The following is a 24950-nucleotide window of genomic DNA, read 5'->3' as shown; positions in this document are numbered from 1 at the left end:
ACATGCGATGAAACGGCCCAGTCATCGAGTCCCCATCCCCCATGGGTCATCCCGGCGATCGACGGCTACAGGTACTTGCCGCCGAACTTCTCTTTCACCTTCACGGTCATGTCCTTAACCCGCTGCGACTCGCTCTTGGGACAGACCATGGTCGTGTCCTTGGTGTGAACGACGATCATGTCGCTGACGCCGATGAGGGAGACCAAATGGTTGGGGTCTTCGCTGACGACGATGTTGTCGTCGCTGTCGAGAAACACGAACGCGCCGCCTTCGGTGGCGTTGTTGTGTTCGTCGGTCGCCAGCGTTTCAGCCAGCGCCGGCCACGAGCCGACATCAAGCCATTGGACGGGCATCTCGACCACGGCGACCGTCGCCTTGCCCTTGCCCTGGCTGGCCGGCTCCATGATCGCGAAGTCGATGCTGATCTTCGGAAGCTTCGGATACACGCTGCTCAGGACTTCCTGCCGACGCGGCGTATCCCAGGCTTCTGCGATTTCCGTCAGGCCCTTGTAGCTTTCGGGCAGATGCTGGGCGAGCTCGCCCAGGACCGTGTCACAGCGCCAGACAAACATGCCGCTGTTCCAGTAGAAGCGGCCGCTCTCGACGTAGCGGTCGGCAGTCGCCTTGTCCGGCTTTTCCTTGAAGCTTTGAACCTTGAACGCGCCCGGCGCGCCGGCGTCGGTCTTGATCTTGAGCGCTTCGCCGCGCTGTACGTAGCCCAGGCCTGTATGGCCGTATGTGGGGACGATGCCGAACGTGACCAGGCTCTTGGGCTGCTGCTCGGCGACGGCAAACGCCGTCTTCAGCGACGCCTGAAACTTCTCCTGCGGTTCGATCACATGATCGGCGGTCGTGATCGCCATGATCGCGTCCGGGTCGCGCTTCAGCAGCACGGCGGCGGGAAAACCCACGGCGTTGGCGGTATCGCGGCCCATCGGCTCGCCCAGCACGTTATCGGACGGAAGCTCGGGCAGGTTCGCGAGAACGGCTGCCCGGTGTTGCTCGCCGGTACAGACGAAAATCTGGTTCGCTGGCAGGATCGCTCGCAGCCGTTCGTAGCTCAGTTGCAGCAGGCTCTTACCGCGGACGACCTGAAGGAGCTGCTTGGGCTTTTCGTTTCGCGAGAGGGGCCAGAGCCTCGTGCCTGCGCCGCCTGCCATGATCACGCCATACTGCATAAGGTCTCTCTTCGCTGGGATTCGCTGTACGGACGGGACGGATAGTCCGCCAATGCGGACGCTGCGTCCTCCGTTTCATCGGCCGCCCGAGCGATCTTCATGACGTCGGGCCGCGGAGGAAAATAGGATAGGCACCGAAGGATGGAAGGCAACCTTGGGTCGAGCTTGAATGGGGAAGGCGTCGGTTAGGTCAAATGCGAACGTCGAACATCCAGCATCGAGCATCGAATGAAAGAGGCGAGTGGAATAACAGGACTTCGGTGTTCGGCGTTGGGTGTTCGATGTTGGGCGTTCGGCGTTCGCGTTTTACCCTGCTATACCGATGCCGCTGCGCGCAGCTCAACCGTGCCGGGACTTCGTCAAATGGATCGCCAGTACCGTCACGTCGGCCGGCGTGATGCCGCTGATGCGCAGCGCCTGCCCTAGACTGCGCGGGGTGAACTTCGTCAGCTTCTGGCGAGCCTCATTTCTAAGGCCGGTGACGCTGGCATAGTCGATCCAGTCGGGGATCAGCTTCTGCTCGAGCTGTGTCATTCGCTCGATCTGTTTGTCCTGCCGCGCGACGTATCCTGAATATTTGGCGCGGATCTCGACCAGTCGGCTGACGTCGGTGGGAACGTCGGCCAGCGGCGCGTGACGGGCAACGACCGACTGCCAGGTGACGTCCGGCCGGCGGAGCCATTCGCCCAGGAGCGTGCCTTCGACGCGAACAGAAGCAAGGACCGCCTGTGCGCCCGCGATTGCGGCCTGCCGCGACTCGAATGCCTGCCACCGCTCGTCATCGACCAGGCCCAGCCGTCGGCCGACGGGGGTCAGGCGCTCGTCCGCGTTATCGGCACGAAGCTGCAGGCGGTGCTCGGCGCGGCTGGTAAACATCCGGTACGGTTCGATCGGCGGCTTGGTCACCAGATCGTCGATCAGCACGCCGATGTACGCTTCATCCCGCCGAAGCACGAAATCGGGATCGGTGCCGGCCGCGTAGCGGGCGGCGTTCACGCCAGCGACCAGGCCCTGCGCACCGGCTTCCTCGTACCCGCTGGTGCCGTTGATCTGGCCGGCCAGGAACAGGCCACGAACGCTCTTGGTCTCCAGCGTCGAGCGGATCTGCGTCGGCCAGACCATGTCATACTCGACGGCATATCCATGACGCAGAATGGTGGCGTTCTCCAAGCCGGGGATGAGCCGGATCATCTGTTCCTGCACGTCCGAGGGCAGACTGGTGGAGATACCGTTGCAATAGATTTCGTCGGTATCGAGGCCCTCAGGCTCGAGGAAGATGTGGTGGCTCTGCTTGTCGGCGAAGCGAACGACCTTGTCTTCAATGCTCGGACAATAGCGCGGGCCGGTGCCTTCGATCTGGCCGGAATACATCGGCGCGCGATGCAGGTTCGCCCGGATGATCTGGTGGATCTGCTCGTTGGTCGCGCCGATCCAGCACTGCACTTGCCGAAGCGGAGGAGACCAGGGATTGCCGGTCAGGCTTCGCCTCCGACCGGTCGAGGATTGAGGATCGACGATGGACGGTGGGGTAGACGCTGAGTCGGCAATCCTCAATTCTCCATCATCTATTCTCGGAGCGCCACCGCGGTACTCATTCAGATACGAAAACGGCGCCGGCTCCTCGTCGCCCGGCTGGGCTTCGAAACGGGAGAAGTCGATCGTCCGGGCGTCGAGCCGTGGCGGTGTGCCGGTCTTCAGGCGGCCTAGCTCCAGGCCCAGGCGCGCCAGACATCCTGACAGCCCGCGGGCCGCGGCTTCGCCGACCCTGCCGCCTTCGCTCTTGTGCTCGCCGGTGTGCATGAGCCCGCGCAGAAACGTGCCGGACCCGACTACCACCGCACGACAAGAGATACGCGTGCCATCGGCAAGCTGGATTCCCGTGACCCGAGACACGGCTGACGCTGGAATAACGGAGGACGGCTCGGATCGGGATGGTTCATCACCAATCGTTGCGACGTCATCCTTGCCAGTTTCGATCTCAGCGACCTCCCCGCGCACGATCGTGATGTTCTTGCATCGGGACAACAGCCGCTGCACCTCGACCGCGTACTTGTACTTGTCGGCCTGGGCGCGAGGTCCCCAGACGGCCGGGCCCTTGGATCGATTGAGCATCCGGAACTGAATGCCGGTGGCGTCGATCGCCAGGCCCATCAGGCCGCCCAGGGCATCGATCTCGCGAACCATCTGCCCTTTGGCGAGCCCGCCGATCGCGGGGTTACAGGACATCTGGCCGGTGCGGGCCGGATCGAGGGTGACCAGCGCGACGGAGGCTCCCATCCGCCCGGCCGCCCAGGCGGCCTCGGCACCGGCGTGTCCGCCGCCGATCACGACGATATCGAAGTGCATACTCATACGAAACTTACGTCCGAGACCGAGGTCCGCCGCTGGGCCGACCGGAATCACCCTTGTCGAATTTGGATTCTATGGCCCACACCGGCGAGCGTGATATACTCTACCATCCCTGGCAGCGGCATCGACTCGGAAACGTCTCGAAGAATACTACTGGATCGCCTCGCAACAAGGCGGAAACGACGGAGGAATCTCGAATGAAAGCGCAGCGAATCGTCCTCGGACTGGCATTGGCATTGGGTTTCTCGTCGGCATCGACGAGCGCGTTCGGGCAGGCGGCCGACTCGCCGGTCGTCGCGGCTCGAAAGCAGGTCACCGCCGCTCAAACTGCGGTGGTTGCCGCCAAGGCAGCCCTGGACAAAGCCCGTGTCCGCGTCGCAACTGGATTCAAGACCACGAACCCCGACTTTGCCAAGGCCGAGGCCGACGCGATCAAGGCCAAGGCCGAGATCGATTCCTCCAAGCAGGCGGCGATGACGGCCGTCCGGGCCAAGCCTGAATACATCAGTGCCGTGAACGCCAAGGCCGCCGTCCAGACGAAGATGCGTGAGTTGCAGCAGGCCGGCGGCGGGCAGGCCGAGTTCAACAAGCTGTCGGAAGAATCGATCCGCCACGCAACCACGATCAGCACCCTGGAACGCACCGCCGTCGAGAAGGACGTCAAGTACAACGACGCCGTCGCACGACTGGCCGAGGCGAACAAGGTTATTGAAGGCTTCAAGTCGCAGATCGACGAAGCCTGCGCCGCCGACCCGGAATACATGATGCTGACCGAACAGTACACCCAGGCGCAGGCCGCCGTGGTGACCGCCGAGGAAGGCATGAAGCAGGCCGCCGTCCAGCAGCGCGAGGCCGCCGCTCAGGCCGCCAAGGCTAAAGCCGAGGAACGCAAGGCCAAGAGCAAGGGCAACTGATCGCCGCCGCCGCAACGCCCGAAGACTATCGAAGAGGCAGGCCTGATCCACGTGCTGGATCAGGCCTGCTTCGTTTTGGTCCCGCGCACTAGTCCTGCGGGTCCTGGTCGTTACGCGGTCGGTGCCGCTCTCGCAATCCCGCGAACCCCGCGCCGGCCAGCAACGCCCCGCCGACCGTTTCCATCACCACGCGGGAACTCGTGCCTTCCACTTTCTGCCGCTTCCAGGCGGTGTAGAAGAGCACGCACGCCAGTACAAGGAATGAGAAGCCGAAGCGTGCAAGCCAGATCCGCATGAGTGCCTTGGAGTTGTGCAGTGACGTTAAGTGGGCGTTCATCGGAACGCCCTGGGTACGAGAAGTCGCTTGGACCTTGTCAGCGCACGATCGCCGCTTCGGCTCACTGGACCGCTTCAACTCCCTGAACCCAAACCCGTTGAACGTTCAATTCCGAATCGAGCATGACCAGGTCGGCAAATTTGCCGGGCGCGAGAGAACCGATGTCGCCTTCAAGGCCCAGGATACGTGCCGGCGTTAGCGATGCCATTTGTACAGCCACAGGCAGGTCGATGCCGGCCTCACGCACCATCTGTCGGATCATAAAGTCCATGCCACGAACGCTGCTCGCAAGGCCCTTGCGATCGAGCGTCACCCCGACGCTGCCGTCGCTGTAGAAATCTTCTCCACCGCCATCAGTGGGCCCGAAAACATAGTTGCCCGGCGGCATGTCCAGGGCACGACTGCAATCCGTCACCAGTGCCACACGCTCTACGCCGAGCATCTTCAGCGGGAATCGAAGCAACTCGGGCGACAGGTGGCGGCCATCGGCGATGAGTTCGGTCGTCATGTCGTCGCTCGCCAGCACGTATTCGAGCATGCCGCCCTGCATCGGCGTGCCGACACGGTTACGGGTGCTGACATAGTTGCTCATCGCGCAGAAGAAGTGGTCCACGTGCCGCACACCGGCTTCGTATGCCGACTGCATCTCCGTCCAGGTGGCGTTGGAATGGCCGGCGTTCAGACGGACACCGAGCGCGCGTGCGGCCTGGTAGAAGCCGATCGCGCCCGGCAGTTCCGGTGCGCAGGTCGCCAGGAGCATGCTGTCGGCGAACGACAGGTACTGCCGGTACTCTGCCTCGGTCGGTGGACGGCAGTCGTGCGGGTGACAGCCGATCTTCTCCTCGGCGAAGTAGGGACCGTACAGGTGCGAACCGACCACCCGCCCCAATCCGCGGACGGCGTCCGGACCACTGGCTTTAAATCGCCGAACCAGTTCGAGAAACCTCATGATGCGGTCGTGCTTCCCGACGGTGTTAGTCGGGACGATGCTGGTCGTACCGTGCCTCAAGTGGCAGCGGATGGTCGCCTCGAAGGCCTCCGACGTTCCGTCCATGAAGTCACTGCCGGCACCACCATGGACGTGAATGTCAACAAAGCCAGGGGCAATGTATGCCCCACCGGCATCCACGATCGGCGCATCGGCCGGCGGCGACGCGCCGGCGAGCCCCGCCGACGTGATCCGGCCGTCGCGCACTGTGACCGTGCCGCCGTCGACGACCTTGTCCGACATCACGAGTCGTGCGTTGATGATGCGAATGGAATTGGCGGTCGTGTCAGGCTGCATTCGACGTTCCTCGGCAACTCACGGGATCGCCACTACCATATGAAAGGAAAGCCACAGAGGCACCGAGGCACAGAGGGCAACTTGTCATGTGAACGCCATTTCCCCGGTGTCGAATTCAAGCATAGAACATTTCAGATCTGGCGGCGACGATCGAGCTCGAATCGGCCCTCTGTGCCTCGGCGTCTCTGTGGCTTTCTCTTTCATTTCATCCGCGCCATCGTCTCATCGAACGACCGAATTCCCGCCGAAGCGCCCAGCGCCGTGCAGCAGTCGGCGGCGACTCGGTTGGCGAAACGGCCGGCTTGTTCTAGGGGCATCTGCTTGATCAGGCCCGTCAGCAATCCGCCGAACCAGGAATCGCCGGCACCGGTGGTATCGACGACATCAACTTTGCAGGCCGGGACGAAAACGGCGTGGTCGCCGTCGTCGAGCAGACACCCCTCGGCGTCGAGCTTGATGCCTATGATGCCGCGCGGCATCTGCCTGCGAAAACTCGCGACCATGCGCTTGGGGTCGGTTTCGCCAGTCAGGCCGGCGGCTTCGGTGCGGCTGGGGGCGAAGAGGTCCAGGTGCGGCAGAATGGGGTCCAGTTCGGCCCGCGTGCCCGGTGGATTTACTGTATCGAACGCGATCTTCACGCCCGGCGCGGCCTTTCGTAGCTCGGCAAGACATGCGGGCAGGTCCGGGACCAGTTTCTGCAGAAGGCCGAAGTAGCCGATCTGAACCCAGGCGCATCGGGCAAGCACCGGAATACACCGGCGGAAAAGATCGGCATCAATTCCCTTGTTCGCCCCGACAGTGTGAAAAAAGCAGCGCTCGCCGCCGGGCTCAACCGCGACCACTGTAGCGGCGGTCTGGGCGTCGGCGTCGCGAAAGACAGCAGTGGTATCTACGCCCACCGTCGTCAGCCGTTCGATGACCGCTGAGCCCAGCACATCGTTACCGACAGTCCCGGCCGCCGCGACCTTCATCCCGAGCTTCGCCATCGCGATGCCGGAATTGCAGACGTTGCCGCCGGTGGTGAGTTGAATCGAATTGCACAGCACCAGGCCACCGGGCGCGGGCGGATGGCGCAGATCGAACGGCTCGGCGATCAGGTCGGCAACGATCAGGCCGAAGATGGCTGCGTCCATACCTAAAGTCCGCCCGTAGGGTCCGCCTTGGCGGACGCAATGGAGAGGTCGATGGGAATCGTAGGCGAAAGCCGTGTGGGTTGGGCGGAGGTCGCATCCGCCAAGGCGGACCCTACTCGACCGTAATCCGCGTGAACTCGTCGAGGTTCAGCGTCGTCAGTTCGCCGTCGTCCTTCTTGATCAGCAGACGGTCGAGCCAGAGCTTGTCGTTCTTCGAGTGGGCGTACCAGGAGCCGGTGCTCTTCTGCTTGTATTCCACCACGGTTCCGCGGATTTCGCTGGTCAGGGCATAGTGCCGGGCGGCGATCTGCTGAGTCACCCGAACCCGGACGCCGGGGAGAAGCTTTTCACGCATCAGGTCAGTCATAGGTCCGGGTAGTATATCCGGAACGGGCGGATGTCAGTAGTGCGGTGAAATCGGATGGCCAACGGAACGACGGGTTGTAGGATAGTCCTCTAATATGACCAACCGATTCCTCGCCACCCTGCTGATTGCAGTGCTGTCCACCCCTGCCGTTTTCGCCGCGGACAAGCCCGCCGAAGCGACAAAGCCTGCGGGCAAAGACGACGGGTTCGTCTCCCTCTTTAACGGCAAGGATCTGGCCGGCTGGATCGTCAGCAACTGCAAGGCCGGCGTTGAGAACGGAAGCCTGGTCATCCAGGAAGGCAACGGCCTGATCCGTTCCGAAAAGCTCTACGGCGATTTCGTGCTCGAGCTGGAATGGAAGAACCGCCAGGCCGAGAAGTTTGACTCCGGCATCTTCATCCGCGCGGTGGCCAAGAAGTTCAGCCGCTGGCCCGCCAAGTGGCAGATCAACCTGCTTCAAGGGCAGGAAGGCTCGCTGGTCGGGCACAAGGACGGCAAGGCGCTGGGCCTGGCCAAGGCCGGGGAATGGAACAAGCTGCAGGTCACCTGTATCGGCAAGACCGCAGAAGCCCAGGTCAACGGAAAGCCGGCCTGGAAAGTCGGCGACATTGAGCCGGCCGTCGGCTTCGTCGGCATTCAGGTAGAGGTCACCGCCGGCGGGCAGTTCGAGTTCCGCAACATCCGGATCAAACCGATCACGCCGCCGATGGACGAGCCCAAGGCGACCGAAGAATGATGCAATGCCGACCAGGGCATCGCAATCACCTGCTACACCTCACAACGACGCCTCCGGGCCATCTGCGATGCGCCTGGCCGATGTAACGGCTGGTATTACATCAAGACGTACTTGCGATCCGAGCACCTCATTTGGGAGGAACATTCGGGTGACACAGTCCCGAGAGCGTACGACCACAATCGGGCAGACCACTTACCGGAATGGGAACATGCGAGGCTATCGTCCGAGGTTTGGAATCATTCATACGGTCGTTCTGTTTGCGTTGGTATGTGTCGTAGGTGGTCCCGGCATTGCGATTGGGCAGACTGTTCTTGCTCTCCCCTACGTCCAGCCGGGCAATACGCCGGGGCCTGACGGACTGGATGCCAAAATCATCGCATGGGTGACAGATGCGACGCCCGGCGCATTCACCGTCGATTACGGGTGGGACGGAAATCCGGCGAAGCAGGCTTTGCCGAGTCACGTTGCGATCGACATTAAGGCTTATACGCCGCCGGCAAAGGCCGGCACCATGCCGGCAACCGCGCCCATCAAGGCACCGTCGGCCCCGAAGCCTGCCGCGGCCGACGATGACGATGACCACGGCCCGCTCAAGGCAGCGCCCAAGACCCCGGCACAGCACTACCTGAAATACATCGCCCTCCTTCCTGACCTGCCGGCTGATACATCGGTCTGGTATCGCGTTCGATCTAAAGATGCCTTGATTCGCGAGGCGACCTTTCGGACTCGATCCTCCAGCAACAAGACCATCCGTTTTGTAGCCGTCGGCGATCTGGCCAATGGCAAGGAGGGCCAGGATGCGATCGCTTTCCAGATCGCGCAGGCCAGGCCCGATTTCCTGATCGCGCTGGGTGACATCGTCTACAGAGCCGGTCGCGCGAGCGAGTACATGGACCACTTCTGGCGGACCTACAGCAACGGCAGCGGCAAAGACGCGCGCAGTGGCACCTCGATCATGGCCACAACGCCCTTCCACGTGCTGCTCGGTAACCACGACGCCGACACCAGCCTGAGCGTTTACCCGGATGCGCTGGCGGCGTATTACTTCTTCCACGCACCCCAGAACGGGCCCGGACTTGGCAAATGGAACACGCCTCTTGGCCGCGACGCCGCTGACAGCTCTGCATTCCGCGCTGCCGTGGGCGACAGCTATCCGTCGCTCGGGTTCTACTCGTTCGACAATGGTCCGGCCCACTTCCTGGTCATCGACAACAATGGCTATTCAAAACTGGACGATCCGAAGCTCCTTCAATGGATTGAGAGCGACCTGGCGAAATCCCAGGCGAAATGGAAGTTCGTGAACTGCCACGCGCCGGGGTTCCATTCGTCGCCGCAGCACTACTCCGAGCAGAAGATGCGGTCGCTGGCACCGATCTTCGAGCGCAACGGCGTAGATGTCGTTTTTGCCGGGCACGTTCACAACTACCAGCGGTCGTACCCGCTACGGTTTGCCCCATTGCCTTCCAAGGCCGGGGAACGGCTCGTCAATGGCACATTTACGATCAATCGAACGTTCGACGGTAAATCCAACACGCGGGCCAAGGGCATCGTTTATATCGTCAGCGGCGGAGGCGGGGGCACGCTCTACAAAGACCCGCTGGAGAAGGCGGCCAAGCTGCTCGGCGACAAGTACAAGGACAACTACGCACCCTTCACCGCGACACACGTGGCGGACCGGCATTCGTTCGTCCAATGCGAGCTTTCGCCCGATCGGCTGTCGCTTCGTGCGATCGACGCCGACGGTAAGGAGATCGAGTCGGTTGTGCTGACCAAGCCGTAATCTGCCATCGCGATGCCAGTCAAACCCGCTGGCGGGCGACGTTTGCTGCGTGGCGCATCTACAATCCGTCGTGACCTCCACGCTCCAGCATTTCGCCACCGTCAACGACGCCGCGGCGGCAACCTCCAAAAAGCTGCAAAAGCAGGCGATCCTCGCCGACTACTTTCGGGGACTGCCGGAGGACGACCTGCGGCTTGCGGTGCGATTCGCGGCCGGGCGGGCCTTCGCATCCACAGATGCGCGGGTGCTGAACGTGGGATGGGCAGTCGTCGGTGAGGCGATCCTGGCGATTCTGAGTCTTGCCCCGGCCGAGCTTCGCAAGCTGTCGATCGCGGCCGGCGAGGTCGGCGAGGCGATCGCGAAAGTCTGGGAGACAAGTCGCACTAGGCCGCCGCCTGGCGGTGACGGGCTGACGCTCCGAAACGTCGCCGCGGGGTTCGACGAAATCGCCCGCCTCGGAATGCGGCAGAACAAACTCGCCGCGGTGCATGACCTGTTCCGCCACGCCGCCACCGGCCGCGAGGCGGCTTACCTCGCCAAGATCATCTTCGGCGACCTTCGCACCGGCGTGCAGGAGGGTGTTCTGCAGGCCGCGGTTGCCGCCGCATTCGATGCGCCGCTGGCAAAGATCCAGCGGGTCCAACTGCTGATCGGCGATCTGGAGGAAGTCGCCGTGCTGGCCCGCCGGCAGGATCTCGACTCGGCGACCTTCACGCTGTTCCACCCCATTCAGTTCATGCTCGCGGCCCCGCAGGAAACGCCAGCCGATGCAGCAGCCACGCTCGCCGGCCGATCTTTTGTCGCCGAAGACAAGCTCGACGGGATCCGTGCGCAGATTCACAAATCCGGCCAGGGCGTCGCGGCGAAGGTGGCGATTTACACCCGCACACTGGACCGCGTCGATGAAAGCTTTCCCGACGTCGTGCGTCAGATCGAAACGATCGCAGGTGACTTCCTGCTTGACGGCGAGATCGTGCCATACCGGGACGGCCAGGTGTTGCCCTTCGGCCAACTTCAGAAACGCCTGGGCCGCAAGTCGCCGCCGGCGGCGATACTGCGTCAGAACCCGTGCGCTTTCATCGCGTTCGACATTCTGTTTCGTGACGGAAGCCTGTTGATGGACGAGCCTCTGGCGGCGCGTCGGGCGCAACTCGATGCGCTGTGCGGAGGCACCGCCGTCCCCATCCTGGCGCAGGTCCCCGTTGTGACCGAGTCGCAGATCACGACGGCCTTCACCGCCTCACGCGATCGACGGAATGAGGGAATCATCCTGAAGGATTCGGCCGGCCCCTATGCACCAGGGCGTCGGGGCGGATTGTGGTTCAAGCTGAAAACCCATCTGCCGACGCTCGATTGTGTCGTAACAGCCGCCGAAACCGGGCATGGCAAGCGCCGCAATTCGCTCAGCGATTACACGTTTGCGGTCTGGAATGATGAGGCCGCGAACACTTCCGAAGATTCCGCGGATGGACCTGCCCCGCAATCACATTGGCCTCTGGAACTGGTCAACGTCGGCAAGGCGTACAGCGGCGTGACCGACGACGAGATCGCGCAGTTAACGGCGTTGTTCACCGAGATCACCACCTCGACCGACGGCCGCGTACGGCAGGTGCGGCCGCAAGTGGTGCTGGAGATTGCGTTCGACCAGATTCAGCGGAGCGACCGGCACGCCAGCGGGTTTGCCCTGCGGTTCCCGCGGATCAAGCGCATCCGCTGGGACAAACGCCCGGAGGACGCCGACCGGCTTTCGCGCGTCACCGAGCTTTACGAAAGCATCTCGAACTTCGCCAAGCCGACGTCCGAGCCATCGCCGACGCCCGCGGAGCCGACGTTGTTTGACGGGATGTAGCGATCCGCGGGTGCTGCCGAACGTCGTCTCACAACCCGAGCATGTCCGCAATCGCGTACCGGCCCGACTTCTGTCCGGCTAGCCATTTGGCAGCCTTCAGTGCGCCGTGGACGAAGGTGTCGCGGTTGGTCGCGACGTGGGTTAACTCCAGCCGTTCGCCGAGGGCGGCGAAGTACGCCGTGTGGCGGCCGATCTCGTCGCCGATGCGGAGCGCGTGCATGCCGATTTCGCCGGGCTTGCGGACGACGTCGTCGCCGTGGCGGTCGTAGACGAGCGAGTCACGCGTCTTGCCCATCGCCTTGAGGATCGCCTCGGCCAGGCCCATTGCGGTGCCACTGGGGGCATCCTTTTTGAAGCGGTGGTGGCCCTCGACGATCTCCTTGTCGTAGTCGTCGCCGAGAATCTTCGCCACCTCGCCGGCAATCTTGAAAAGCAGGTTCACGCCCAGGCTCATGTTCGGCGCCTGCAGGATGGCAATTTCCTTTGCAGCGTCGTCGATCAACTTGTGATCGCTGTCGGCCAGCCCCGTGGTGCCGATGACCAGCGCAATCTTGCGCCGGCGGCAGACGTCAATCCATTGCCGCATGGCGACCGGAGCGGTGAAGTCGATCATCACCGCCGGCGGGACGGCCGGCAGATCGGTAGTCACCGACAGCCCGATTGGCCCGGCACCGGCGACCTCACCGGCATCCCGCCCGAGGGCGGCGTGGCCGTCGCGCTCGATCGCGGCGACGAGATGAAGTCGAGAGTCCGCATGAGCCAGCGCCACAAGCCGCTGCCCCATCCGCCCGGAACCGCCGGTAATTGCGAGGGTGGTGTTCATCTTTTCAGGGTGGGATGGATCCCACCAAAGCCCCTAGGGGCGATAGGTTGTGTGGATTGAGCTTCAGCGTCGGACAGCGAACGACACAACGCGTCGCGCCGCGCGATGCGGTGGGGTGACCCCACCCTACTCTAATACTCGCCCACCGGCACCGACGTCTTGCCGGCTTCTACCTTGATGCCCTGGATCATGCTGGCATCACCGCCCATCGCTTTAACGATCGCCTCCAGGTCATCTGCGACCGGGATCGGGCGGTTGGAGAGCTTACCGTGTGGCTCCACCTTTGGTGCCAGATCCTGCACGCTCTTCATGTCGATCCCGGTGTGGTACTTCACGGTGACGTTGGGGTCTTTCAGCTCGTGGCCGGTCAGGATGCAGACGACCGTGTCGCTCGGGGAAATCACCTGTTCGGCAAGGAGTTTCTGCAAGCCGGCGACACTCGCGCCACTGGCGGGTTCGCAGCCGAAGCCGTAGCGGCCGACGAGGGCGCGGGCCTCCAGGATCTCCTCATCGCTCACTTCCCGTACGACGCCGTCCATGACGTCCAGCGCCCGCAGCGCTTTGGGCAGGTTCACCGGACGGCCGATCTCGATCGCGCTGGCGACCGTATGGGCCTGCCAGTTCTGCTCGTTCATCCAGGTGTAGTGAGCACCGACCTTCTGCGTGTCGTACTTGCCGCCATTCCAGCGGACGCCTTGCTCGTTGTAGAGCCGGTGCAGCGTATTGGCACCGGCGGCGTTGATGACGGCGAGGCGCGGCACCTTCTTGATCAGCCCAAGTTCCCGCATCTCGGCAAACGCCTTGCCGAACGCCGAACAGTTGCCCATGTTTCCGCCGGGCACGATGACCCAGTCCGGCGGCTCCCAGCCGCGGGCTTCGAGCACGCGGTACATGATGCTCTTTTGCCCTTCCAGCCGGAACGGGTTGACGCTGTTCATCAGGTAGATGCCCAGCTTGGGTACATCGACGGCAATCTGCCGCACGCGGCGCAGGCAGTCGTCGAAATCGCCGGTGATCTGCAGCGTCAGCGCGCCGTAATCCAGGGCCTGCGACAGCTTGCCGAATGCGATCTTGCCGCTGCCGATGAAGACGACGCCCTGGATCTCCGACAGCGAGGCGAACATCGCCAGGCTCGCCGACGTGTTTCCCGTGCTGGCACAGGCGACCTTCTTCGCACCGACCATCTTGGCGTGCGTGAAGGCGGCGGTCATGCCGTTGTCTTTGAAGCTGCCGCTGGGATTCAAACCTTCGTACTGAAGCAGCGTCGTCCCGGGCTTCATGCCGAGCTGTCGTGCCAGCAGGTCGGCCTGCTGGAGCATGGTCCGACCTTCGCCGATGGTGACGATGTCGTCATCGGTGCGGAAGAAGGGAAGCATCTCGCGGAACCGCCAGACGCCGGAGAAATCGACCCTTCCCTGGGTGCCCGTACCCTTGGTGTTCCAACGGTGCTCGAAGTAGTTAAGACTCTTGGGGACCGGAAGGCGGTCCCAGTTGTATTTGATGTCGAGCAGCGCACCGCAGGCACGGCAGGCGACATGGACTTCCGAGACCGGGTAGGTCGCGGCGCAAGAGGGGTTAATGCACTGCTGAAAGGCACGGTCAGTCATGAGGTATTGGAGGGTACGTCAGGTGACTGCAAAGTAAAAGAACGGCACATTTCGTTTCAGTGCCCCGCCAGTCAAGCGAGACGTGCAGCGGGCGGCCCTTGGCAGCATTGAGCAGCGTTTCGACAAGCAGGCAAGCAAGCGACACGTTTCGAATTCGAGGTTCTCTGGAGCCAGCGATTTGCTATAATCGCATCTGCCCGGCATCCGTGCGCCCGGGCATATCACGTCTGCCCGCACCGTCGGGCTATGCTAGAGAGGATATCGCACACCTTTGTGCGCAGGAGTGAATCAGCATGTCTCAGTCGCTCAAACACCGGTCGCATTCGTGCCTTGGCCGAGAATCACTCCGCGGAGGTTTCACCCTAGTGGAGTTGCTGGTCGTCATCGGCATTATCGCACTGCTTATCTCCATCCTCCTGCCAAGTCTGAGCGCCGCCCGCGAGCAGGCGGCTTCAGTCAAGTGCCTGAGCAATCTCCGACAGATTGGTGTCGCGTCGGCAACTTACACGGCCCAGAACAAGTCGTTCATGCTTCCGTCCGACGTCATGGACGCAAAGTTTCCCGTGTCGGTGCCGAACCAGGACGTCAACGAAACCTGGGCGACGATCCTCGTAAACACCGGCATTCTCAGCTATCCCAAATGGACCAGCACAACCCAGCCACCAGCGGATGACAACGTGTTCCGATGCCCGTCGGGCGTGCCGGACATGTCGTCCGTCACCTACCTGAACTCGGCCATTCCTAGTTCGCGAACCGATGCTCGGGGAGCGATGGGCGTGTGTCACATATCCGTGCAGATGAATCCCAATACGACGATCTTCGTCTGGTATGGCATTAATGCGACCAATGCGTCGGCAAAGACCCCGTTCAAGCGGGTCATGATCGATGCCGCCGGCAAAATCTCGGGTACGCGAAAGGTGAACGAAGTTCGCAATGCCTCGGACATGGTCTTTCTTTTCGACGGACTTTTCGGTTTCAACTATCTCTCGACCAATCCCAACCGTATCAACGCTCGTCATAACAATCGGAAGATCACCAACTTTCTGTTCTGCGATGGCCATGCGGAATCCATCCCGACCAAGACGCTGCCCGGCGGGGATGGCGTTTCCGTGGCGACCGACTTTGATCTGACAAATCTTGAAAAGTATCCCCACCCGAAGTGGCTGCTCGATCAGCGATAATGCCATCGCGGGTCGTACTTTCGCGGTCAGGATGCCGGGTCAGGCTCAGTCTCTGACCGGACACGTCGCTACGTTGGCCTGCCCATGGTCCGCAACGCGGGGTGGCGTCCTGCGGCCTTCTGCGCGCCGGCGGATCATTGTCGGGGGTTACTTTTGTTCAAGTAGAAGTCTTTCGGCCGTTGACGCACGGGCCCAATCCGCGACACTAGTTCCCCCAACTTCTCCAGCCGCGCTGTACCTCCACGGAGAACGGACGCCCCGTGCCCACTGGATCGACCGAAGCCATCCTCCTGATCGCCTACCTTCTGCTCGGGCCGGCTGCCTGGGGCGTGTACTTCTTCTTCATGCATCTCGGCCGCAAGCGCATGAACCTGATGCGGCGGCCTCCGATCGAGTTGCCCGGCGAGAAACCTGCCGTCAGCATTCTGATTCCCGCGAAAGATGAGGGCGAGCGGATTCGCCGGTGCGTCCTTTCGGCGATCGGGCAGGACTATCCGAAGATTGAAGTCATCGCGATTGACGACCGCAGTACCGACAACACCGGTACCGTGATGGACGAACTGGCCGCAGCGCATCCGCGGCTCAAGGTGCTGCACATCACCGAGCCCCCTGCCGTCGGATGGACGGGCAAGAACAATGCCCTGCATCAGGGGAGTAAGCACGCGACCGGCGATTGGCTTCTGTTCGTCGACTCTGATGTCATCCTGGAACCAGATGCTCTGACGATCGCGATCGCCGTGGTCCGCCGAAAGAACTTCGGCCTGCTCAGCCTGCTACCGCGTCTGGAGACCGAGTCGTTCTGGGAATCGCTCATGATTCCCCTCTGCGGCGGTGCAGCCAGCTCGCTCTACCTGATCGCCCTCAACAACGTCGGTGAAGTCAAAGGCTCGGCATTCGCCAACGGGCAGTTCATGCTGATGAGCCGAACGGCGTATGACAAGATCGGCGGCCACGTCACCGTTCGCGACCGCTACTGCGAAGACGTCGCGATCGCCAAGCTGTTCAAGCAGAACGGGCTGCGGCCGCGGGTCGCCTGGGGCAACGACTTCTGCTCGGTCCGCATGTACGACGGCCTGGCGGCGGTCATCAAGGGATGGAGCCGAATCTACTACGCGGCCCAGAACGGCAGCCCATGGCGGGTGCTCGCAGGCGTCGTTTGGCTTCTGGCGTTCACATACACCGTAATTCCAGCCATCGCGTGGGGGGTGTATCGAACCGGCAACCCCGCCCAGGCGTACTTCGGAAACGTCGCCCTGTCGTGGTTGACGGGCGGGGTCGTTCACCTGGCATTCATCACCGCGGCGATGGCCAAGCTCTACCGGTGGAGCGGCAACCGCGCCGCCAACGCGTTCCTGTTTCTTCCCGTGGGGGCACCAATGCTGCTTCGCATCTTCGCCAAAGCACTGGTCATGTGCGTCACCCGGAAAGTCGAGTGGCGCGGAACGGCGTATCAGCACACCATGGCACCGAGGATTGAAGCCCCCGGAACCTGAGATTCGACAATCGGCAACCAAAACATGGATTTCAACACTCTCCGAGACAAGTTCCATCAGCCCGGCACCCTTGAGATCACACCCGGTGAAGGCGGACTTCCCAGGCTTACGGTCATTTCCCCGGTGTCCACTGCCGAGATCTATCTTCACGGCGCACACGTGACGCAGTTCACTCCCCGTGGCGAACCGCCATTGATGTTCATGAGCCGGAAGAGCCACTATGTCGACGGCAAGCCGATCCGCGGCGGCGTTCCGCTGATTTTTCCATGGTTCGGGCCGAACCTCGCCGACCCCAAGCTGCCGGCGCACGGCTTCATTCGCACCCGGGCCTGGAAGCTGGAGTCCGTCACCCGCGGCGAACAGGGCGCGGTTGCCGTTCGCTTGACGCTTGCCCCGGATGCCCAGGCCCGCGAGATCTGGCCGCGCGAGTTTGCATTGGCTTTTACCGTCACAGTCGGCGCGACCCTGGAGATGGCGATGTCGGTGACCAACACCGGCGACCGACCCTTCCGCTTCGAAGAGGCGATGCACACCTACCTGGCCGTGTCGGACATCCGCAACATCAGCATCGACGGTCTGGCCGGGCGCACGTTCATCGACAAGATGGACCATGCGGCCCACAAAACCCAGCCGAGCGGCCCTTTCGGAATCACCGGAGAGACCGACCGCGTTTACCTGAACACGCCGGATACGGTGGTGGTGACCGACCCGGCAGGATCGTCCTCCCGCGGCCCGCGAATGATCGCGGTATCGAAGCAGGGATCGGCCAGCACGGTCGTCTGGAATCCCTGGATCGCCAAGGCCGCCGCGATGGCGGATTTCGGCGACGACGAATGGCCGGGCATGCTGTGCATCGAGACCGCCAACGCCGCCGACAACGCGCTATCCCTGGAGCCGGGGCAAAGCCATACGATGTCTGCGACGATCGCACTGCTCTGAGATAGGCAGCTGTGATTCACGCGCGGTGGATCAGGCGAGCCATCCCGCCCGATTCAGTCCAGCGTCCTGATTTCAGCGTTCGCCTGCCGCAACCTGCGGGAAAGCGTCCGCCCGACATTCCGCAACAGCTTGACCAGCAGGTTCGGCTTCTCCGGGGCGACGTCGTGAAGCGCCGCGACGGGCAGAACGAAACACTCCGTGGGGACGTCGGCAATGACGTCCGCGCTGCGGGTGCCGCCCTCGAAGAGCGCCAACTCGCCGAAGGTCACGCCTTCGCCGACCGCACCGAGCCGTCGACGCCGATTGTTGCCCGGCACCTGCACACTGATGGTCGCGCTCCCGGCGATGAGCATGAAAACTTCGTCCGCGGCTGCACCCTCCCGAATAATGGTCTCGCCCGGCGCAAAGGAACGCCTGACCAGCAGCGAACTGAGCAAATCGAGTTCTTCGGCGTCGAGGTGCGCGGCGATATCCATCTCGCTCAGGGTAATGAGCCCGGCATCGCCGTCGCCGGCGCGCTCGGCTTGTTCGATCAGGCGGTCTTCGCACCATTCGAGGGCTTCGTCGATCGAATCGACGAAGTCATGCATCGACCAGGGCAGCTTGGTATCGAGCAGCAGTTCGACACGCAGCAGGTGCGGCAGGCCGGCGAAGAGTAGCTTTACGCCGGCCTCTCCGAGGTGCTGGAAATCGTCGGCGAGCAACGACTGGGCACTGGCATCAAGCCGGCTGATGTGTCGGCCGTCGAGAACCAGGTACTTGACGTCCGTGAGTTCCGACGCCATGTGGCGTATCACCCGTTCCATTGACGCGAAGAACAAGTCGCCCTGCAATACGTGAACCTGCACTTTTGAGCCAGCCTGATCGAGAATCGCCTGGTGGCTGGGCCGTCGCATGCGTTTGGAACGGACCTGATTGCAGCGGTAGCTCCGTCGCAGCGCAACGCTGAGCGGCATGTTCTTGTCGAACAGGTGCAGGCTGAAGTGGGTCGAGAGGTCTTCACAAACGCCAATGCCGCGCACGCTGTTGCCCTGCACGTCGAGCGGCGGCGAGAAGACGCCGATGCCGAACTGTCCGGGCAGTACCGCCACGATACCGCCGGCCACGCCGCTCTTTGCCGGAAGACCGACGCGGTAAATCCATTCGCCGGAAAAGTCGTACATGCCGCAACTGCACATCACACTGAGCAGGTTGCGCATGTAGCGGGGCTCGAGGGCACGCTCGCCGGTGACTGGGTTTACGCCGTTGTTGGCCAGCGTGGCAGCCATGATCGCCAGATGCCGCGCGGTGACGAGAATGGAGCACTGTCGGAAGTAGAGGTCGAGATGCTCCTCGACCGGCTCCTCGATCATGTTGGAGTTGAGTTCCAGATAGGTGATGGCCCGGTTTCGGTGCCCCGTCGATTTCTCCGAACGATAGACCGCTTCATCGATGGTCAGCGGCTCGCCGGCGAATCGTTGAAAGAGGTCGAGGATGCGATTAAGCCGGTGCTGATGCGAGTCGCCGGCGACCATTGCCGTCGTGGCGATCGCACCGGCATTGACCATCGGATTGAACGGGCGATTCCCCCGTTCGTCGAACACGATGGAATTGAATGCTTCGCCGGTCGGCTCGACGCCGACACGCTTCAGCACATGCTCCTGGCCCCGGTCCTCGAGCGCAAGGCCGTAAACGAACGGCTTGGAGATCGACTGGATAGTGAACGGCTGCCGGGAATCACCCACTTCATAGACCGTGCCATCCAGAGTGGCCATGGCAATACCGAAGGCGTTCGGGTCGGCCTTGGCAAGCTCGGGGATGTAAGTTGCGACCTGGCCTGAGGTATTGCTCAGGTGACGGCGATGAATTTCAGCAAGCCGCCGGTGTATGGCGGATTCGGACGTTTGAGAATGGGGCATTTCTAGCGATGCGGGGCGGTTCGAAACGAAGTTAACACATGAAAGGGGAAGATACCACGGTAGAGTCCGGTGACTGGTCACGCGATCGCCAATCGCGCCAATTTGACATGCGAGCCGCGAACGCCGGGCCTTCCTCGTATCCACCGAATCCGGCTACCGCGCGGCCCGGCGGCCACCTTCATCCAATGGCCGACCTGACGGAATAGCTGTGCGCGACGGTTCCACTCTTGCGGTCGGCGGCTTCGTCCTTGGGAAGGTACGTGCGGATGTACTCCACTTTTGCCTCTGCCGGAGAAACCGTCACACGCACGTAGCCGGAGTTGGGCAGCTTCGTACCGGCGGGATAGCGTTCGTCGTTCAGGGCTGCATAGGTGTAGTCGGACGGCATCGGAAGTTCCTGGTACACCACCCCGTCCTTCTCCTGTCGGCAATAGAGGTGATCGTGACCCTGGAAGAAAATGTTCACCTTATGCTTGGCCATCAGTGCGTGGATCGGCAGTTCCCAGCCGGGTCGCTTGGCCGCAAACTCTGAAACGCCTCGGCGGTCTTTTCCGCCCCACTCGTAGAGGTCGGCTTCTTCGACACCACCGCGACCCGAGCCAAGTACGTGGTGCGCGAACACGAACTTGTATTTGGCCTTGCTCTGCTCAAGGGTTCGTTTGAACCAGTGATACTGGGCGTCGCCGATGGAAATGCCCCACCAGTCGCGGTCTCTGCCGCCTGCGTCCTTGCCACCCTTGGGTCCCCCGCCACCTTTTGCTTTTGGCCCGCCTCCACCACCGCCGTCCGGCTTCTGATTGGCGTCTTCGCCGTGCCATCCGGTGTCCACCAGGGCCGGCGAGTGCCAGTAGTTGTCGAGCAACACGAAAAGGGCATCACCCCAGGTCCAGGCACAGTAGCTTTTGAGCTCGCCGATATCCTTCCAGGGAGCATTATCGCCGCTATAGAACCCGCCGACCGACGGCGTCGGGTAGAGGCGGTTCCGTGCGACTTGCACGCCAACGGCTACATCGCGGCGTGCATCGGACTGGCTGTAGTTGTAGAGCGATGCCTGCTCGTGGTTTCCGTTCATCAGGAAGACCGGCGACGTCTGCCCGATCAGACCTAGAAACGGGCGTTGCAGCAGGTACGGAACTGCCAGCGCGTCCGGGCTGACTGTTCGCACCCGCTCGACGCTGAAGTCGTCGCCGATGCAGATGTGGAAATCCGGAGCGGTCGTCGCAGCGAGCTGCAGCGTGCGGGCATAGAGTTCGGGGTCGCTTACTTTGCCCATTCGCTCCGGGTGCGAATCGCCTTGAAGCGTGAACGAAAATGTGCTGCCGGGAGCACGCTGCGTGGCAAAACGGCACTCCGGACGCGCTGAGAATGTTGGGCCACCCGCGGCGCGATGCTGCAGGCGGTAGTAATACACCGTGTTGGGTTCGAGCCGATCGATCAGTGTTTCGACAGGCGACGCGGCGGGCAGCGGCATGACACCCGTCTTGCGGGTGTATTTGCCGGGAGCGGTGCCGATCTCAAGGAAGCACTCACTCGGGGTTTTTGCCAGAACGCTGGCAGTTACGGACCGGTCGGTCGGCCGGCCGAAGACCACGGATAACTCTGCAAATCCTGCCAACGACGGAGGGAGTGCAAACTCCCCTCCTCCACCACCACCTTTACCTTTGGGCCGGCCTGTCGGCGGCACCGGATCAGCTCCGCGCGCCGAAACCGCCGTCCAGGTCACGCCCGCAGCGATCAGCGCCAGGAACTCACGACGGTCTATACCGAGCTTCCATGGCTTGTAGAACGGGTTCAGTTTCTCCAGTCCTGGAATCTTGGGGGATTTGGAAGTCATGGCAGTTTTCGTGCAGAGGGTTCAACGAGCGCCAACTCCGGTATGGTGCATCAGCGTTCGTTTACCCCTTAACCGGCGAAAGGTATTCGTGACCAAAAAACGGGATGAAGTCGTCTGCTTTCCGTCTTGTGTCACGTCGGGAGGGCGTCCAAGAGCTTTGAATCGCACGTTCAGTGCCCGCAGCGCGTGCGAACGACGCCGTATGGCGCCCCGGCGAGCTTAGAAATAAACGTACCCCTCCAAGCCGTAGCGGGCGTGGGCGGCGATCGCTTTATGGTCGGCAGTTCGCCACCCGAACCACCCGCCCACTGCGGCGATCACCGCGTCCAGTGCATCGGCGCCGGGATTGCGCATCGTCGAACGGACCTGACGGTCACCCATCTCGATCAAGGTCCGAAGCCCCGCGAGAATCGCGAGCCGGGTGCGACGGCGTTTGGCCGTCAGGGGTCCGCCGGTCGGCTGCTTATAGTTCTGGTGCGGTAAACCCAATCGCTTGAGGGTGCTGGACGGGCATGCCTCGACCACCACATTGGCTGCCCGCTTCAGCCGGGAATACTGAAACGGCAGAATCGCAACCCTCTCCTCAGCGCTCAATGGCAGCAGCACATCGCGCATGCCATGGAATGTCTGGTAGATGATCCGGTAGTGGTAACAGTCGAACGGCGTCTTCGAGTCGGTGTCCGTCGTTCGGCGAATGTGCATCTTGTCACCGAGCCGTCTCGCCCGACGAACGCATTCGGTTCCTAGCGCATTGGCATCGCCCGGCCAGGCGCCGAGATCCGCGAGCTGGCCTGGCCAGTCGACACAGTCGGGGACCACCTCGATCGGCAGGCCAAAGGGGAAATCGGCCGCGGTCAGCATGCTGTCTGCCGATCGGACACGCTCAACGAGATACGCCAGCGCCGGTGCGCGTTCGGCCGTGCCGCAGAGATCTTCCAGACGATCCAGCGATTTCAGGCGAAGCTTCGGAACGCCCGGTGCCACGTCGAGGCCGATCAGCGGCTCGGCGACTGCGAGCCAGATGTTCCGCCCCGCGAGTTTCGCGCCGCTGAAGTCCACGCCGAGGATGGTTCTTATCGCGGGCATGGCCGATCGGCGGTTCTCGGCGTTGGATGGCGTCACAGGCACAACGTTCCCTTCCCCGCGGGTTCAATCCACTTTGTCCGCGCGAATGGGCGACACACCATGGTCGTCGGCAGACTTCATAAATCGGCTGAACCATCCTTCGGTCTGCCGAAGGGCGGCCGGCGACCCCTGCTCGGTGACTCGGCCCGATTCAATGACGTACACCTGATCGGCCTGGTCGATCATGCTCGGGCGATGACTCGTCAGAACCGTTGTGCGTCCTTCCATCAGACGGTTCAGCGCCGCGATGATCGCAGCTTCGCTGTCGGGTTCGACACTGCTGGTCGGTTCATCCAACAGGAGGACGGTAGGGTTGGCAAGAAACGCCCTGGCGATACTGATCCGCTGCTTTTGCCCGCCACTGAGACGTACGCCCCGCTCGCCGACCTTCGTGTCGTACCCGCGGGGCAGGCGGGTAATGAACTCATGCGCGTTGGCGGCCGTTGCGGCGGCGACGACCTGTTCCATCGTCGCCTCGGGGTGCCCGTAGCGGATGTTGTCCAGAATGCTGTCGTTAAACAGGAACGTCTCCTGCTGCACGAGCGCCAGGTGCGATCGAAAGCTACCGCGATGAATGGACCTCAGGTCCTGACCGTCGAGAAGAATCGAGCCCGACGTCGGATCGTAAAACCTCAGCAGCAGATTGAGGACCGTGCTTTTGCCCGACCCGCTGGGGCCGCAAAGTGCTACCGTCTGGCCCGGAGAGATCCGCAGGGAGATATCGCGCAGAACGACGGGATCGCGTGGCAGCGTACCAGCCGGGGCGGCGCCGCTTGCCGGCGCGTTTGCCTGAGATTCGGACTTCTCTCCGGTGTCGTACGAGAAAGAGACGTTTCGCAGCTCGAGCTCCCCACGGACGCGGTTCAACGGCCTGGCATCGACGGCATCCGGCAGTTCGTCGGGAGCATCGAGCACGTCAAAGATGCGCCGGCCGGCGGCGCTGGCCCGCTGCACCATGTCGTTCACGCGTGCCAGCGTCTGCACCGGGCCGAAAAGCCGCCACCAGTAGGCGCGAAACAGAACGACGTCGCCGGGCGTGAAGCTGCCATCGTGCAACATGAAATACCCGCCGACGCCGATCATCGCGATGTTGCTCATGAAGCCGATCGTGCGAGTGATCGGGAAGTATAGCGATCGTGCGTTGATCGCCTTGATCTGCGCGTCGTAGTACCCTCGGGTGGCCTGCTCGAATCGTTCTGCTTCCTGGGGCTCGCGGCCGAAAATCTTAATCACGACCACGCCCGAGAGATTCTCCTGCAGCCGCGTCGAGACATCGCCGAGTTTGTCGCGGGCTTCGCTGTAAATCGGCTTTATTCGCCGATTGAAGATCCGCAGCAGGAAGTAGACCAGGAACAACGGCGCGAGGGATGCGCTGGCCACCTTCCAGTTGGCCGACATGACGATGATGACCGCGCCGATCCAGAGGATCGATTCGCCGATGATTACGTCGATGCTGCCGACGATGAACGACTGCAGTTCGTCCACGTCGCCCATCGCCCGGCTCATCAGGTCGCCCGTGCGCTGCCGCTGCAGGTAAGCGAGACTTTGCGACTGCACCTTGCGGTAGACGCGGTTACGAAAGCCGAGCATGAACCGCTGCGCCACCCGGCTGAGCAGCCAAGTATTGAGCGTGCCGAGGACTTCGCCCGCCAGATAAATCACAAGCAACCAGACGACGGCGCTAACCAGCAGCGCGTAAGGACCTTCGACGGCACCGCCGAGACTGAAGAACCAGGCGAGCCTCGGCGAGGTGCCTTTGCCGAGAACGACGTCGTCGGTGACATAGCGCCAGATGATCGCCGGGAACAGTTCGCAAGGTGTCGCCAGCAGAAGCAGGAACAGGCCAAGCGAGATCATCCCCCAGTGCGGCCGCAGGAGCTTGATGAGACGGAAGAACACGCGCATCTGGCCCGGCTCCTGACCATCGGCAGGAGTGGGGGTCTGATAAGTGATGCGCTGCGTCGGCGGCGGTGCTGCCGTCATTCGCGGGATTGTAGAGGTGTTGGGGACGCCACGCGAGACGCCACCGCCGCTGGTGGTGGCGCGCGTGGGGTTCGCGCGACGTTCGGGAACCGTCATGGCCAGTAATAACTGCCGCCGTCGCAGGGCCCGTCCGCCGTCC

19 protein-coding genes are annotated in these 24950 nt (G+C 62.5%); 7 read left to right on the top strand and 12 right to left on the bottom strand.

Annotated features, from left to right (window positions below):
• Positions 1-65: 65 nt before the first annotated feature.
• Positions 66-1178, bottom strand: a complete 1113-nt coding sequence (locus IPV69_RS18700) for a mannose-1-phosphate guanylyltransferase (protein WP_206291241.1) — start codon at positions 1176-1178, stop codon at positions 66-68.
• 339 nt (positions 1179-1517) lie between these two features.
• Positions 1518-3530, bottom strand: a complete 2013-nt coding sequence (locus tag IPV69_RS18695; RefSeq protein ID WP_206291240.1) for a tRNA uridine-5-carboxymethylaminomethyl modification enzyme MnmG/GidA — start codon at positions 3528-3530, stop codon at positions 1518-1520.
• Between the two features lie 194 nt (positions 3531-3724).
• On the opposite strand from IPV69_RS18695, the gene IPV69_RS18690 reads away from it, so the two are divergent.
• On the top strand, positions 3725-4441 hold the full coding sequence (locus IPV69_RS18690; RefSeq protein WP_206291239.1) for a hypothetical protein: 717 nt from the start codon (positions 3725-3727) through the stop codon (positions 4439-4441).
• 88 nt (positions 4442-4529) lie between these two features.
• Here IPV69_RS18690 and IPV69_RS18685 read toward each other — a convergent pair whose 3' ends face one another.
• From IPV69_RS18685 to IPV69_RS18670, 4 genes are all read right to left on the bottom strand, one after another.
• Positions 4530-4778: a hypothetical protein gene (locus IPV69_RS18685; RefSeq protein WP_206291238.1), complete on the bottom strand. Its 249-nt coding sequence runs from the start codon at positions 4776-4778 to the stop codon at positions 4530-4532.
• A gap of 61 nt (positions 4779-4839) precedes the next feature.
• Positions 4840-6063, bottom strand: coding sequence for an N-acetylglucosamine-6-phosphate deacetylase (locus tag IPV69_RS18680; protein WP_206291237.1), 1224 nt, complete (start codon positions 6061-6063; stop codon positions 4840-4842).
• A gap of 200 nt (positions 6064-6263) precedes the next feature.
• Positions 6264-7196 (bottom strand): carbohydrate kinase family protein, encoded by a 933-nt coding sequence (locus IPV69_RS18675; RefSeq protein ID WP_206291236.1) that lies wholly within the window; start codon positions 7194-7196, stop codon positions 6264-6266.
• A gap of 112 nt (positions 7197-7308) precedes the next feature.
• Positions 7309-7563: a hypothetical protein gene (locus IPV69_RS18670; RefSeq protein ID WP_206291235.1), complete on the bottom strand. Its 255-nt coding sequence runs from the start codon at positions 7561-7563 to the stop codon at positions 7309-7311.
• Between the two features lie 94 nt (positions 7564-7657).
• Here IPV69_RS18670 and IPV69_RS18665 point away from each other — a divergent pair, with 94 nt between their 5' ends.
• From IPV69_RS18665 to IPV69_RS18655, 3 genes are all read left to right on the top strand, one after another.
• The gene (locus tag IPV69_RS18665; protein WP_206291234.1) at positions 7658-8299 is read left to right on the top strand and encodes a 3-keto-disaccharide hydrolase; all 642 of its coding nucleotides are present in this window, start codon (positions 7658-7660) and stop codon (positions 8297-8299) included.
• A gap of 208 nt (positions 8300-8507) precedes the next feature.
• Positions 8508-10079, top strand: coding sequence for a metallophosphoesterase (locus IPV69_RS18660; protein WP_206291233.1), 1572 nt, complete (start codon positions 8508-8510; stop codon positions 10077-10079).
• Between the two features lie 70 nt (positions 10080-10149).
• A complete protein-coding gene (locus IPV69_RS18655) occupies positions 10150-11928 on the top strand; it encodes an ATP-dependent DNA ligase (protein WP_206291232.1) in 1779 nt (592 codons plus the stop codon).
• A gap of 28 nt (positions 11929-11956) precedes the next feature.
• On the opposite strand, the gene dapB is transcribed toward IPV69_RS18655, so the two are convergent.
• Positions 11957-12751 carry a 4-hydroxy-tetrahydrodipicolinate reductase gene (dapB, locus tag IPV69_RS18650; protein WP_206291231.1) on the bottom strand — a complete coding sequence of 265 codons (795 nt, stop codon included), beginning with the start codon at positions 12749-12751 and terminating at the stop codon, positions 11957-11959.
• Positions 12752-12882: 131 nt separating this feature from the next.
• Positions 12883-14358 (bottom strand): threonine synthase, encoded by a 1476-nt coding sequence (gene thrC, locus IPV69_RS18645; protein ID WP_206291230.1) that lies wholly within the window; start codon positions 14356-14358, stop codon positions 12883-12885.
• Between the two features lie 293 nt (positions 14359-14651).
• Between thrC and IPV69_RS18640 the strand changes: the two genes are divergently transcribed.
• The 3 genes from IPV69_RS18640 to IPV69_RS18630 all read left to right on the top strand — a co-directional run bounded on the left by IPV69_RS18640 (position 14652) and on the right by IPV69_RS18630 (position 17971).
• Complete coding sequence (locus IPV69_RS18640) at positions 14652-15539, top strand: prepilin-type N-terminal cleavage/methylation domain-containing protein (protein ID WP_206291229.1); 888 nt, start codon at positions 14652-14654, stop codon at positions 15537-15539.
• 260 nt (positions 15540-15799) lie between these two features.
• A complete protein-coding gene (locus IPV69_RS18635; RefSeq protein WP_206291228.1) occupies positions 15800-17032 on the top strand; it encodes a glycosyltransferase in 1233 nt (410 codons plus the stop codon).
• 24 nt (positions 17033-17056) lie between these two features.
• Positions 17057-17971 (top strand): D-hexose-6-phosphate mutarotase, encoded by a 915-nt coding sequence (locus IPV69_RS18630; RefSeq protein WP_206291227.1) that lies wholly within the window; start codon positions 17057-17059, stop codon positions 17969-17971.
• 53 nt (positions 17972-18024) lie between these two features.
• Here the strand turns inward: IPV69_RS18630 and glsA are convergent, their stop codons facing one another.
• The 4 genes from glsA to IPV69_RS18610 form a co-directional block, all read right to left on the bottom strand.
• Positions 18025-19869, bottom strand: a complete 1845-nt coding sequence (gene glsA, locus IPV69_RS18625; protein ID WP_206291226.1) for a glutaminase A — start codon at positions 19867-19869, stop codon at positions 18025-18027.
• Between the two features lie 178 nt (positions 19870-20047).
• Entirely contained in the window at positions 20048-21703 is a 1656-nt protein-coding gene (locus tag IPV69_RS18620) for a metallophosphoesterase (RefSeq protein ID WP_206291225.1), read from the bottom strand.
• 219 nt (positions 21704-21922) lie between these two features.
• A complete protein-coding gene (locus IPV69_RS18615; RefSeq protein WP_206291224.1) occupies positions 21923-22762 on the bottom strand; it encodes a DUF429 domain-containing protein in 840 nt (279 codons plus the stop codon).
• 90 nt (positions 22763-22852) lie between these two features.
• A complete protein-coding gene (locus tag IPV69_RS18610) occupies positions 22853-24907 on the bottom strand; it encodes an ABC transporter ATP-binding protein (protein ID WP_206291223.1) in 2055 nt (684 codons plus the stop codon).
• Between the last annotated feature and the right edge of the window lie 43 nt (positions 24908-24950).

Source organism: Humisphaera borealis (assembly GCF_015169395.1).
GTDB classification, from domain to species: Bacteria; Planctomycetota; Phycisphaerae; order Tepidisphaerales; family Tepidisphaeraceae; genus Humisphaera; species Humisphaera borealis.
Note: the sequence above shows the minus strand (reverse complement) of the source record. Positions and strands in the feature narration are given on the sequence as shown.